The organism is Kitasatospora sp. NPDC004240 (assembly GCF_053603215.1).
Window position 1 is genome coordinate 1 of the sequence record NZ_JBSGFD010000225.1, and the last position, 12,601, is coordinate 12,601.

General features: G+C 74.1%; 9 protein-coding genes and 1 tRNA gene. 6 read left to right on the forward strand and 4 right to left on the reverse strand.

The genetic code is table 11. The annotated features are described in order from the left end of the window. On the reverse strand, window positions 1–493 hold a 493-nt coding region (locus ACWEQL_RS36255; RefSeq protein ID WP_452154775.1), incomplete at its 3' end, for a DUF3662 domain-containing protein. Window positions 494–908: 415 nt separating this feature from the next. Here ACWEQL_RS36255 and ACWEQL_RS36260 point away from each other — a divergent pair. Further along, window positions 909–992: transfer RNA gene (locus ACWEQL_RS36260), tRNA-Leu, on the forward strand. A 102-nt stretch (window positions 993–1,094) separates the two neighbouring features. On the opposite strand, the gene ACWEQL_RS36265 is transcribed toward ACWEQL_RS36260, so the two are convergent. Both ACWEQL_RS36265 and ACWEQL_RS36270 read right to left on the reverse strand, forming a co-directional pair. After that, window positions 1,095–2,327 carry a sensor histidine kinase gene (locus ACWEQL_RS36265; RefSeq protein ID WP_452154777.1) on the reverse strand — a complete coding sequence of 411 codons (1,233 nt, stop codon included), beginning with the start codon at window positions 2,325–2,327 and terminating at the stop codon, window positions 1,095–1,097. Then, entirely contained in the window at window positions 2,324–2,995 is a 672-nt protein-coding gene (locus tag ACWEQL_RS36270) for a response regulator (RefSeq protein WP_452154791.1), read from the reverse strand. The genes ACWEQL_RS36265 and ACWEQL_RS36270 overlap by 4 nt, the downstream gene beginning before the upstream one ends. Window positions 2,996–3,287: 292 nt before the next feature. Here ACWEQL_RS36270 and ACWEQL_RS36275 point away from each other — a divergent pair, with 292 nt between their 5' ends. Together ACWEQL_RS36275 and ACWEQL_RS36280 are read left to right on the forward strand one after the other, a co-directional pair. Beyond that, entirely contained in the window at window positions 3,288–5,108 is a 1,821-nt protein-coding gene (locus tag ACWEQL_RS36275) for a phosphatidylglycerol lysyltransferase domain-containing protein (protein ID WP_452154779.1), read from the forward strand. 328 nt (window positions 5,109–5,436) lie between these two features. Next, window positions 5,437–6,108 (forward strand): hypothetical protein, encoded by a 672-nt coding sequence (locus tag ACWEQL_RS36280; RefSeq protein WP_452154781.1) that lies wholly within the window; start codon window positions 5,437–5,439, stop codon window positions 6,106–6,108. Window positions 6,109–6,157: 49 nt separating this feature from the next. On the opposite strand, the gene ACWEQL_RS36285 is transcribed toward ACWEQL_RS36280, so the two are convergent. Next, window positions 6,158–9,007, reverse strand: coding sequence for a SpoIIE family protein phosphatase (locus ACWEQL_RS36285; protein ID WP_452154783.1), 2,850 nt, complete (start codon window positions 9,005–9,007; stop codon window positions 6,158–6,160). Window positions 9,008–9,280: 273 nt separating this feature from the next. Between ACWEQL_RS36285 and ACWEQL_RS36290 the strand changes: the two genes are divergently transcribed. The 3 genes from ACWEQL_RS36290 to ACWEQL_RS36300 are packed head-to-tail and all read left to right on the forward strand — an operon-like array spanning window position 9,281 to window position 12,426. Then, window positions 9,281–10,459, forward strand: coding sequence for a rhodanese-like domain-containing protein (locus tag ACWEQL_RS36290; RefSeq protein ID WP_452154785.1), 1,179 nt, complete (start codon window positions 9,281–9,283; stop codon window positions 10,457–10,459). Window positions 10,460–10,495: 36 nt separating this feature from the next. After that, complete coding sequence (locus tag ACWEQL_RS36295) at window positions 10,496–11,179, forward strand: DUF5819 family protein (protein ID WP_452154787.1); 684 nt, start codon at window positions 10,496–10,498, stop codon at window positions 11,177–11,179. Further along, window positions 11,176–12,426 (forward strand): HTTM domain-containing protein, encoded by a 1,251-nt coding sequence (locus ACWEQL_RS36300; protein ID WP_452154789.1) that lies wholly within the window; start codon window positions 11,176–11,178, stop codon window positions 12,424–12,426. Before ACWEQL_RS36295 ends, ACWEQL_RS36300 begins: the two co-directional genes overlap by 4 nt. The last annotated feature ends 175 nt before the right edge of the window (window positions 12,427–12,601 follow it).

Genomic DNA, 12,601 nt, shown 5'->3' on the forward strand with positions numbered 1-12,601 from the left:
GCCACGGCGCTCCGGGGGCGTTGGCGGCCGGCGGGCGGCCGTAGCCGGGCTGCGGGGCCGGCGGCTGGTGCTGCGGGGCCTGATGGGGGGCCTGCTGCTGGGCCTGGAGCTGGGGGTCCTCGGCGGCGAGGGTGCGGCTGCGCACCCGGTACAGGCCGGTGTCGAGGTCCTCGGCCTTCTCCAGGTTCACCTGGAGCGGGCCCATGAAGCTGTACCGCTGGGCCTCGGCGTACTCGCGGACCATGCCCGCGAGCTCGTTGCCGAGCTGGCCGGAGTAGGGGCTCAGGCGCTCGTAGTCGTGGGTGCTCAGCTCGACGATGAAGTCGTTGGGCACGACGGTGCGGTCGCGGTTCCAGATGGTCGCGTTGTTGTCGCACTCGCGCTGGAGAGCGCCGGCGATCTCCACGGGCTGGACCTCGGACTTGAACACCTTGGCGAAGGTGCCGTTGACGAGACCCTCAAGTCGCTGCTCGAACTTCTTCAGCACTCCCATGGGGCACCCCCTTCCAGGGTTCTGTCGCCTGCCGCCCGACCGGATTCCGGGGAGCCGGTCGCGCCTACTTGCGGTACTTCCGTACTGATCGTATCCACGCCCGGCCCATCCGTACGGTTCCCGGACCGTGTGGTGCCCGGGGGTGGGCCCCGCCACACGGGGTACCGGTGCCCACGGCAGCATGCCAGGGCTACCCGCCCCGGGGCGCCCCCATCCCTCGCTCGCCAGTTCGCCGGGCAGCCGTTCGGATGCGTTCGGCCGTCGCGGGAAACGGATTCGGAGCCCACCCGCAGGTCGTGCTACTGTTTTCCACGTCGGAAGGGGCGCCCGAGAGGGTGCGGAACGGCAGGACCGCGAAGGCCATATGGTACCGAGCGGAACGGTCGGTCGGCTGGCAACTACGACAAACACCCATGCGCGGGTGGCGGAATAGGCAGACGCGCTGGATTCAGGTTCCAGTGCCCGAAAGGGCGTGGGGGTTCAACTCCCCCCTCGCGCACAGCGAAGCCCCGCAGATCGAGAGATCTGCGGGGCTTTCTCGTTCCCCGGACGCTCCCGTGCGGCGACCCCGTCGCCCCCCGTACGGGACCGGCGGGCCGGTTCAGCCCCGGGCGGCCGGCAGGTCGGCCCGGACCTCGAAGCCGCCGTCGGCGGTCGGGCCGGCGGTGAGGGAGCCGCCGAGCAGCTGGGCGCGCTCGCGCAGACCGACCAGACCGTGGCCGCCCCCCGGCAGGGTCTCGGCCGGGCGCACCGGCGGCTCCTCGTTGCGGACCTCCACCAGCAGCCGCCCGCCCCGGCCGCGGACCCTGACGTGCACGGCGGCCTGCGGGGCGTACTTGCTGATGTTGGTCAGCGCCTCCTGGACGGTCCGGTACGCGGCCCGCTCGACCGCCTCCGGCCAGGGCCCGTCGCCCGGGGCCAGCTCGGTCTCGGCGGCCAGGCCGCTCTCCGCGATCAGCCGGGGCAGGTCGGCCAGCCGGGGCTGCGGGGCGAGCGGCACCCCGGGGCGCACGCCGGCGGCGCGCAGTACGCCGACCATCTGGCGCAGCTCCTCCAGGGTGCGCACGGACAGCTCGCGGATGGTGCGGGCGGTGGTCACCGCCGCCGGGTCGGAGGTGCTCACCTGGAGCGCGCCGGCCTGGATGCTGATCAGGCTGACCTGGTGCGAGACCACGTCGTGCATCTCCCGGGCCAGCCGGCCGCGCTCGCTGATCAGCACCCGCTCGGCCAGCAGCCGGCTCTCCCGCTCCTGGCCGCGGGTGAGCTCGTCCAGCCGCCGGGCCAGCTCGCGGCGGGTCCGGGAGAGCAGGCCGGTGGCGGCCGGGCCGGCGGCCAGCATCACGGACTGGATGGCGTAGAGCGCGGTCTCCCGGCTGGGCTCGAAGGTCTGCTCGGAGAGCGGCCAGTGGAAGAACTCGACGAGGGCGAACAGCACCGCGCAGGGCACCACGTACCGGCGCTCGGGGCGCTCGGAGGCCACCGTGTAGACGGCGGTGATCGGGGCCAGCCAGATGTCCGCGAAGTAGCTGCCGGGCATGGTCAGCAGCAGCACGGTCACCGGGAAGCGGCGGCGCCAGAGCAGCACCACGGCGGCGAGCACGGACAGGAGGACCTGCCAGGCGGGGGAGTCCCGGGCGACCAGGGCGGCGTCCAGCAGCGAGTAGACGGCGGGGAGCAGCAGCATCAGCCAGGGCGCGGTGAACCGGGCGGGCAGCCAGCCCGAACCGTGGCCGCTCCCGGGCCCGGGGCGCGGCCCGTACCCGTGCTCGTGTTCGAGGTCGAGGCCCGGGTCGGTGTCGGGTCCGGTGGCGGCCGGGCGCCCGCAGCCGGTCATGCCGGATCGTGCGGCTTCGGCCGGACCAGGCCCGCCCGGTGGGCGAGCACGGCGGCCTGCACCCGGTTGGCGGCGCCGAGCTTGCCGAGGATGGCGCTGATGTGGTCCTTGACGGTGCCGGTGCCGAGGAAGAGCCGGTCGGCGATCTCGGCGTTGGACAGGCCCTCGCCGAGCAGGGCCAGCACGTCGAGCTCGCGGCCGGTCAGGGTGCGGGTCAGCGTGGTGGCCTCGGCGTCCGGGCCGCCGCCGTCCACGTACCCGCCGATCACGGTGCGGGTGACGGTGGGCGAGAGGATGTTGCCGCCGGCGGCCAGCACCCGTACGGCGTGCACCAGCTGCTCGGGGGCGGTGTCCTTGAGCAGGAAGCCGGTGGCGCCGGCGCGCAGCGCGGTGCCGATGTACTCGTCGGTGTCGAAGGTGGTGAGCATCGCCACGGCCGGCGGGTCGGGCAGGGCGCGCAGCCGGCGCAGCACCGAGATGCCGTCCAGGTCGGGCATCCGGATGTCGAGCAGCACCACGTGCGGGCGCAGCCTGCGGACGTGGTCCTCCGCCTGGCCGCCGGAGCAGTCGCCGACCACCTCCAGGTCGGCCGCGGAGCCCACGATCAGGCCCAGGCCGGAGCGGACCAGGATCTCGTCGTCCACGATCAGCACACGGGTGGGGGTGATGGTCACTCCTCGGTTCGGGCGGACGTCGTTGTCCGGTGCGCTTCTGCTGCCTCTTCGAGCCTAGGGCCTGCCGGGGGCCGGGACGGCCACGGGCCTTTCGGGGTCCGCCGTCGGCGGGGACGGCCGGGGGCCGCCGGAGGTCGGGTGGCGAACCCCCGCCGTTCGGCGGGGGTGTGAATCCGCAACCGGGTTCACGCAATTCTCATCTTTCATACGGAAGCATGGGAGAAGGCAGCTTCTGTCGGGCCCGCGTGCGGATGCGCCCCATCAACTGATCGTTTGGAATTGAGCTGTGTCGTCCACTGTGAAGCCGGAGCCGCCCGCCGTGTCCCGGCCCGTCTCGCTGCTCGCGCGGCTGAGCCCGAAGGCGGCCTCGGCGACCGTCTGGTACCTGCGGCTGCTCGCCCTGCTGAACCTCGTGACCGTGCTCGCGGTGCCCTTCCGGGACCAGGTCCAGACGCACAACGAGGGTGAGTACTTCACCCCGTACCTGCTGACGGCGGGCCTCGCCAGCGTGGTGCTGTCGGTTTTCCTGGCGATCGCGATGCGTCGGCGCAAGCGGGCCGCGTGGATCTTCAACCTGGCGCTGTCCGGGCTGATCGCGGTGGTCTACCTGCTGTGGATGACGCTGCCCGGGGAGCCGTTCGACAAGCACCCGCTGAACTACTTCTCCACGGTGCTGACCTGTCTGTTCGTGCTGGCCCTGCTGATCGGGCGCCGGGAGTTCACCTCCAAGGGCGACCGCTCCAACCCCAAGACGGCGGCCGCCACCTTCGTGGCCGGCCTGCTGTTCGGCGGGACGGTCGGCGCGCTGCTGGTGGGGCTGAACAACAGCCTCAAGGGCGCGGACTTCTGGGACCTCTTCCGCTACTCGATCGCGCGGATGGTCACCATCGCCCCCTCCGAGCACCTGCGCTCGGTGATCCTCGCCCCGACCTGGGTGAACGCCTTCATCAACGCGATGGGCGCGGCGCTGTTCCTGCTGGTGCTGTACGTGGCCTTCCGCAGCCCGCGGGGCAAGGAGCTGCTGACCGCCGAGGACGAGGAGCGGCTGCGGGGGCTGCTGGACAAGCAGGGCGAGCGCGACTCGCTGGGCTACTTCGCGCTGCGCCGGGACAAGGCGGTGATCTTCTCCCCCAGCGGCAAGGCCGCGGTGACCTACCGGGTCGTCGGCGGGGTGTCGCTCGCCTCGGGCGACCCGATCGGGGACCCGGAGGCCTGGCCCGGCGCGATCGACGCCTGGCTGTCCGAGGCCCGCGAGCACGCCTGGGCGCCGGCCGTCATGGGCGCCTCCGAGGAGGCCGGCGTGATCTACGCCCGGCACGGGCTGGACGCGCTGGAGCTGGGCGACGAGGCGATCGTCGAGCTGGACGAGTTCTCGCTGGACGGCCGGGCGATGCGGGTGGTGCGCCAGGCGTACAACCGGGTCAAGCGGGCCGGGTACACGGTGCGGATCCGCCGGCACGAGGAGATCCCCGAGAGCGAGATGGCCGAGCTGGTGGCCAAGGCCGACCAGTGGCGCGACGGTGCCACCGAGCGCGGCTTCTCGATGGCGCTGGGCCGGCTCGGAGACCCGGGGGACGGGCGCTGCGTGATGCTGGAGTGCCACGACGGGAACGGCGACCTGAAGGCGCTGCTGAGCTTCGTGCCCTGGGGCGCGGACGGGCTCTCGCTGGACCTGATGCGCCGGGCGCGGGACACCGAGAACGGCCTGATGGAGTTCATGGTGATCGAACTCCTGCAGCGGGCCGAGGAGGTCCGGCTGGCCCGGGTGTCGCTGAACTTCGCGATGTTCCGCTCCGTTTTCGAACGCGGATCGAAGTTGGGCGCGGGGCCGGTGCTGCGGCTGTGGCGTTCGATTCTCGGCTTCTTCTCGCGGTGGTGGCAGATCGAATCGCTCTACCGCGCGAACGCCAAGTACCGGCCGATCTGGGAACCGCGTTATCTGCTGTTCGAGAAGAGCAGCGAGATTCCGCGGATCGGTATTGCCAGCGCCCGCGCGGAGGGCTTCATCACCGCACCCAGCCTGCCCGCCCTGTTCCGTCGCCGACACTCCGGTTCCGCCGTGGCGGGGCCCCGGGTGCCGGTGGCGGCGCGGGATGGGAAGGGGTAGCCCTCCGCCGGGGGGCGGAGGGGACCGGCTCTCGTCCGGTTGGGGGTGTTCGGGGCCGGGATCTCCCCCTGGAGGATGACCCCGGCCCGTCTTTTGTGCCGATGTGGATTCAACCGGCGGCTTCTAATGTTGGGGTGGACCGGGTGTTCGGGGTGCTCGGGACGGGGCCGGTTTCGGGGAATTTGGAGAGACGACTGTGATGAACAGGACCCACGCGGGGGGCGTGCGAAAGGGGTCGGCGGCAATTGTCCGCTCGGCCGCTGTCGCCGAGTGGGGCACGTTGTTCGGGACCGTCCGCGAACACGTGACGCGCAGGAAATTCGCGTCCGTGCCGCTGGCGACCACGGCGACGCTGCTGATCCTGATGTTCAGCATCGTGCAGCACCTCCCCGGCGGGGAGCGGTTCGTCACCCGGATCGGGGTGGTGAAGGCCGCGCTGCCGCTGGACGTGTCGCTGCTGCGCACCCCGCTGTCGCTGTACGTGCCGGCGCTGGACCTGCCGGTCTGGGGCGCGCTGGCCCAGGTCTTCGTGGTCTTCGGGCTGGCGGAGATCGTGCTCGGGCGCCGGATGACCCTGGTGGTCGCCTACGCCTGCACGCTGTCGGGCACGATGTTCGCCCGGGTCGGCGTGATGATCGGCCCGGACCACCTGTTCGGCTTCCCGCCGGAGGTGGCGCACATCCGGGACACCGGCCCCTCGGCGGCGGTGGTGGGCCTGGCGGTCTGCATCGCCTTCCGCAGCCGGGCGCGGTTCACCGGCGGCCTGGTGGCGGCCGTGATGATCGGCGAGGCGATCGTCCTGCCGAACCTGGCCGGCCTGGAGCACGTGGTGGCGCTGGTCGCGGCGCTGCTGATCGCGGCCTCGATGGAGGTCTTCGGGGACTACTGGCCGCGGGTGCTGGCCGGGGTCGGCGCCGCCACCTCGGTCGCCACGCAGGCCTCGATCGAGGTCGCCGCGGAGGCCCGCCGCCGTACGTCGGCGGGCGCCGCGATCCCCTGAAGGGCGCTGTGGTGCGGGCCCGGCCCGCGGCGCTGCCCCTGGGCGCGGTTCAGCCGCGCGGGCGGGGCAGCGGCAGCTCGAACCAGACGACCTTCCCGACCGCCTTGCGGGCGGTGCCCCACCGCTCGGCGAGCTTGGTGACCAGGGTCAGGCCCCGGCCGGTCTCGCCGAGCTGCTCGGCGGGCTCCAGCGAGGGCAGGTTGTGGTTGTCGTCGCTGACCTCGACCAGCAGCTTGTCGATCCGGATCAGCTGGAGCCGTACGCGGTCCCGGGCGACCCGGACGGCGTTGGTGACCAGCTCGCTGACCAGCAGCTCGGTGGTGTCGCTGAGCGCCTCCAGGTGCCAGGCGGCCAGCTGCTCGCGGACCAGCGCGCGGGCGCGCCGGACCTCGCTCTGCTCCACCCTGAGGTCCCAGGTGGCGACCTCGCTGGGGGCGACCCCGTCGAAGCGGGCCACCAGCAGGGCGACGTCGTCCTTGCGGTCGTCGGAGTGCAGCCGCTCCAGCACCACGTCGCAGGCCTGCTCGGGGGTCTGCCGGGGGTCGATCAGGTTGCCGCACAGCGCGGCCAGGCCCGCCCCTATGTCGCCGCCCCGCACCTCGACCAGCCCGTCGGTGCACAGCACCAGCGTGGAGCCGTCCGAGACGTCGATGGTCTTGGCGACGAACGGCACCCCGCCGACCCCGATGGGCGCGCCCGCCGGGATCTCCAGCAGCTCCCCGGTGCCGTCCGGGTGGACCAGCACCGGCGGGACGTGGCCGGCGCTGGCCAGCTCGCAGGTGCGGTTGATCGGGTCGTAGACCGCGTACAGGCAGGTGGCGAGGTGGTCGTCGCCGAGCTTGTGGGCCAGGTTGTCCAGGTGGCGCAGCAGCTGGCCGGGCGGCAGGTCGAGGGCGGCCAGGGTCTGCATGGCGGTGCGGAAGCGGCCCATCGCGGCGGCGGAGTGCAGGCCGTGGCCCATCACGTCGCCGACGACCAGGGCGACCCGGCTGCCGGGCAGCTGGATGGCGTCGAACCAGTCGCCGCCGACCTCGGCCTTGGAGTCGCCCGGCAGGTAGCGGTGGGCGATCTGCACGCCGGGGATGCGCGGCGGGCGGGTCGGGATCATCGAGCGCTGGAGGGTGGTGGCGACCCGGGACTCGGCGCGGTGCAGCCGGGCGTTGTCCAGCGACAGCGCGGCGCGGGCGGCCAGTTCCTTGAGGGTGGCGGCGTCGCCCTCGTCGAAGGGCGTGCGGTCGGGCAGTCGCAGCAGTTTGAGGATGCCGATCACGGTGCCCCGGGCGGCCAGCGGGACGACCAGCATCGAGCGGCCGGAGACCACGGTGGCCAGGTCGGGGCCGCCGAGCGCGGCCGCGTAGTCCACCGCGACGTCCTGGCTGACCACCGGGACCAGCACCGGCTGGTTGAGCTGGAGGGCCATGCCGGGCGGGGTGCGCCGGGGCATCGCGAGCAGTGAGCCCTCGGCGAGCACGTGGTCCCACTCGCCGCCGGACTCGTTGAAGGTCAGGGCGACCCGGCGGAGCATGGTGTCGTCGTCCGGGCGGGCCTCGGGCAGCTCGGAGTCGGAGATCAGACCGTCCAGCAGGTCGACGCAGGCGAAGTCGGCGACCCGGGGGACCAGCACCTGGCAGAGCTCGTGGGCGGTGAAACCGAGGTCCAGCGTGGTGCCGACCTTGCCGCCGACCTCGTTGAGCAGCGCCAGCTGCTCGCCGGCCTGCCCGTTGGTGGCGAAGGGGCCCACCCCCTGGCCGTCCTGCGGCGGCCCGGCGGGGGCGGGGACGGCGTCGGCCCGGCGCGGCGGACGGCCGTCGGCTGCGGACTCGACGGCGGCCTGGTCGATGGCGAAGCCTCCTCGGGTCTGGGCGGTGGGCGCGGACGGGCCGGGGGGCAGGCCCGTGACGCGGACGGAGCGGTCGACCGGGTGGACGACCTGGTGGGCCAGCTGCTGGGCGACCGGCTGCTGGGTGACCGGCTGGCCGGTCACCGGGGCGGGCTGTCGGTCTGCGGCGCGCTCGGCGGTCTCGCGCTGGCCCGGCAGCGGGCCGGTGGCGCGGCGGCCGGGCGCGGTGGGTTCGGAGGGCTGGGCGGTCGGCCCGAGCCGGGCCGCGCGCTGCTGGGCGGTCGGGTAGCGGCGGCCGAGCCCGGCCGCGGCGTGCGCGGTGCCGGGCTGCGGATCGGCGGGCAGGACGGGCAGCGCCGTCGAGGCGTCCAGCCGCAGGGCGGGCAGGCCGGCCCGGGCCAGCGCGGCCAGTGTCCGGCGGCGGACGGCGTCCGGGCCCGGCAGCAGCGGGGTCAGCCGCTCGGCCAGCCGCTCCGGGGCCCGCGGCACCGGGGTGGTCAGCGCGGCGGTGATCCGGTGGAAGCCGCCGCGGGCGGCGGGCGCGGCGGCGAACGGCAGCAGCCGCTCGCCGAGCGCCAGGCGGGGCCCGGCCGAGCGCAGCGGACGGGCGTCGGCGGCCAGCGCCAGCAGCCCGTCGGGCGCGCCGTCCGCCCCCCGCAGCGGGTAGGCCCACCAGAGCACGTCGCGCAGGTGTTCCTCGCGGTCGGTGACGGTGAGCCGCCCGGCCCAGCCGGCGTCGGCGGCGGTGTGCGCGGTCAGCGTCTCCAGGGCGTCGCCGCGGCGGCGGGCGGCCGGGGCGGGGTGGCCGGGGAGGCCGGTGCCGCGCGGCTCGACGGAGGGCAGCAGTCCGGCGGCCGGACGGCCCTGGGCGATGTCGGCGCGGTGACCGAACAGCTCCTCGGCGGCCCTGGTCCACTGCGCGATCCGGCCGTCCCGGTCGATCACGACGAGGGCAAGCCGTACGAGGGCCACCACTCCCGACGAGTGATCACCCGGTGCGGCCGCGGCGCCGGTGCCGGCGCCCGACGGATGCGGTGTGGAGTTGGGCTCGTCCAGCATGGATTCGGTCTGCTCCCGCCTGGCCGCCGCGCCTGGGGGCGGCCCTGTGTGTGGAGGGCGGCACGCTGTGCAGCTACCAGCGAAGCACGGAGAGGGGCGGGCTCGATACCGAAACGGTGAGATTCGTCAGTATCAGTTGCGTGTCACTCGGCGTGCGCCGGTACGCACTCCCTGTCCACCCTCACAAGCGCCGTTCGCGCTCGCCCGAATGGAGGCGCGCCACCGGGTAGGGTGGCCGGACCGGCCGCCGGACGAGAACTGTAGAGGCGAGAAGTGACCGCGCACAGCCCCGTCCGCTGGACGGACCCGGAACAGCAGGAGTGGGAGGAGCGGGTCGCCGCCGCCGAACTCGCCTGGCTCACCATGGACGTCGACCTGCAGACGCTGCGGGTCGAGATCGACAACTTCGCGTTGATCCACCACCAGCTGCTGGGCCCGCTCTACGCCCGCCTGGACGAGCTGGACGCGCTGATCGCGGAGACCGTCGCGGCCCGCACCGGCGATCCCGAGGACCACCGCCGCGCCGCCGAGGCCCGCCAGCGGGTCGAGGACCTGCCGGACCTGGACGCGCTGTTCGACGCCGTCCAGGAATCCGCCCAGGAGCACGACGTACCGCCGCCCGCGCCGGCCGCCCCCGCCCGGGTGCGCCCCGGCAAGGAGGCCCAGCGGATCTACCGCGAGCTGGTCCGCCGGGCCCACCCCGACCTGACCACCGAGCCGGCCGAGCAGACCCGCCGGGCGGCGTTCATCGCCCGGGTCAACGAGGCGTACGCGTACGGCGACACCGCCGTGCTGGAGGCGCTGGCCGCCGAGTGGTCCACCGCGCCGCAGGCCGCGCCCGCCGAGGACTCCCCCGACCGGATGGACTGGCTGCGCCGCCGGCTGGAGTGGCTCACCGCCCGGATCGCCGAGGTGGCCGCCGAGCAGGTCCGCCTGGAGGACAGCCCGATGGGCCGGCTGCTCGCGCTCGCCCCGCAGGACCCGGACGGGCTGCTCGCCGAACTCGCCGAGCAGCTGCTCGCCAAGGCCGGCGCCCAGCAGGCCGAGCTGGAGCGGCTGCTGACCGGCGGGCCCGTGGTGGGCGACAATGACGGTGCCACGAACGACCCCCAGGAGAGCCAGACCATGTTCGACCGGATCCCCACCACCGACGCCGCCTCCGTGCCCGTCGACGCCGCGCTGCTGGACGTCCGCGAGCAGGACGAGTGGGACGCCGGCCACGTCGAGGGCGCGCTGCACATCCCGATCGGCGAGGTGATCGCCCGCCTCGGCGAGCTGCCGGAGGAGAAGCTGTACGTGCTCTGCCGGGTCGGCGGGCGCTCCGCGCAGGTCGTCCAGTACCTGGTCCAGCAGGGCCGCGAGGCGGTCAACGTGGACGGCGGGATGTACGCGTGGGAGGGTGCCGGGCGGCCGATGGTCAGCAGTGACGGCCGGGACGCGTTCGTCCTCTGACGGCGTCCCCGGGGGTACGAGGGACGAGGGGGCGGGATGCCGCCGGAGGCGGTGGAGGACCGGCGGCCGGAGGACGGGCCGCCGGACGGACGGCGGGCCTGGTCGGCCCGCGCGCTGATCGTGCTGCTGGCGGCCGCAGGGCTGCTGACCGCGGCCACCGGCCTGTTCCTGGGCGCGGTGTTCCTGCACGTCGCACCCGCCAACTCGCTCTCCCGCGGGTACCGCGAGGAGGTCGACGGGCTGGTCTACCCCGAGTTCGAGCAGAACTGGAAGCTGTTCGCGCCGAACCCGCTGCAGCAGAACGTCGTCCTGGACGCCCGGGTGCGCACCGTCGTGGACGGCGGCGCCACCCGGACCCTGGAGTGGGCCGGGCTGACCGCGCGGGACATCGCGGCGATCCGCGGCAACCCGGTGCCCAGCCACGCCGACCAGAACCTGCTGCGCCGGGCCTGGGACTTCTACGACGGCACCCACAACCCGCAGGACGACGCGCTGACCACCCCGCGCGGCAAGCTCGCCGAGCAGTACCTCAAGCGGATCGCGCTGCAGCGGATCGGCCGCACCGCGGACGGCGAGCGGATCCTGGAGATCCAGTTCCGGGTGACCGCCACCGTCGTCCCCCCGCCGGACTGGAGCGGGGAGGCGCCGCCGGCCGGGCCGACGACCCGGGAGCTGCCGTGGTGGCCGGTCAACGACGAGGACTACCGGGGGCTGCTGTGAGCGGGACACCGCCCGAGGAGAAGCTGCTCGCCGGGATCCCCCCGCAGCCCGCGCCGCAGGGGCCGCCGCCGTCCGCCGGCACGGCCGCGCCGGCGCCCGGGGGCGTCGGCGAGCGGGTGGCCCGGGCCTTCGACACCTTCACCGGCCGGGCGCTGGGCCGTCACCAGGCGGCGGTGGTGCGGATCGGCACCGGGCTGGTCTGGCTGGCGTACCTGCTGCGGGAGTGGCCGAACCGGCGCGTGCTGTACGGGGACCTCTCGCCGTGGACGGCCGAGATGGCCGCTCGGCTGGCGGGCGAGGACGGGGCGCTGACCGTGCTGCCCTGGTTCGGTGGGCGGCTCTGGCCCGAGCTGGTCTACCACCTGGGCCTGCTGGCCGCGCTGGCGGTGCTGCTGGGCTGGCGGACCCGGGCGAGCACCGTGGTGTTCATGGTCACCGTGCTGTCGCTGCAGAACCGCAACGTGCTCCTCGGCGACGGCGGCGACAACGTGGTCCACCTGATGGCGATCTACCTGGTGTTCACCCGCTGCGCCGAGGTCTGGTCGCTGGACGCCCGCCGCGGCCGGCCCGGCCGGGGCGGGGTGGTGCTGTGGGCGGTGCTCGGCGGGCTGCTGCTGCTCTGTCAGCTCGCCGACTTCTCCGGGCAGACCCTGACCTGGACCTCCGGGGCCGTGCCGTACCTGGGCTGGGCGCCGCTGTTCTGGGGCCTGTGGGCGGTGGCCGGGCTCCGGTGGGCGGTCGGCCGGTGGCGGCCGACGGGCGAGGGGCCGGCGGTGCTGGACGCGCTCGCCACCATGGTCCACAACTGCGCGATGCTGGTGATCGCCGCCGAGGTGGTGCTGATCTACGCCACGGCCGGCTGGTACAAGGTCCAGGGCTCGCGCTGGCAGGACGGCACGGCCCTGCACTACCCGCTGCACCTGGACTACTTCACGCCCTGGCCCGGACTGTCCGAGCTGCTCGGCTCGGAGCTGCTGCCGGTCTTCCTGCTCTCGTACGGCACGGTGATCGTGCAGGTGGCGTTCCCGTTCACGCTGTTCAACCGGCGGGTCAAGAACGTGCTGCTGGCGGTGATGATGATCGAGCACGCCGCGATCGCGGTGCTGCTGGGGCTGCCGGTGTTCTCGCTGGCGATGATCGTGGCGGACTCGGTCTTCCTGCCGACCGCCGCGCTGCTCTGGCTGGGCGCGCGCTGCGCGGGGCCGCGCCGACGGCCGTTCGCCCGGGCGACGGAGGTCGAATCATAGGGCTTGTCTGGCAATTCCCGCCGGGCGCGCGACGCTCCCCCAGCCTGACGGCCGGGAGGTGCCCCCACCGCATGGACTCCGCCCCCAGCCTCCGGCCGGGAGGTGCCCCCACCTCCGCCTTGCGATGCACGCACGGATGGGGGTCCCCCCGGCCGAAGGCTGGGGGAGCCGCGCA

Bases quoted from the DNA above. Each gene is read 5' to 3' on its own strand.
- ACWEQL_RS36265 (WP_452154777.1), bottom strand. From the start codon at position 2,327: ATGACCGGCTGCGGGCGCCCGGCCGCCACCGGACCCGACACCGACCCG.
- ACWEQL_RS36285 (WP_452154783.1), bottom strand. From the start codon at position 9,007: ATGCTGGACGAGCCCAACTCCACACCGCATCCGTCGGGCGCCGGCACC.
- ACWEQL_RS36295 (WP_452154787.1), top strand. From the start codon at position 10,496: ATGCCGCCGGAGGCGGTGGAGGACCGGCGGCCGGAGGACGGGCCGCCG.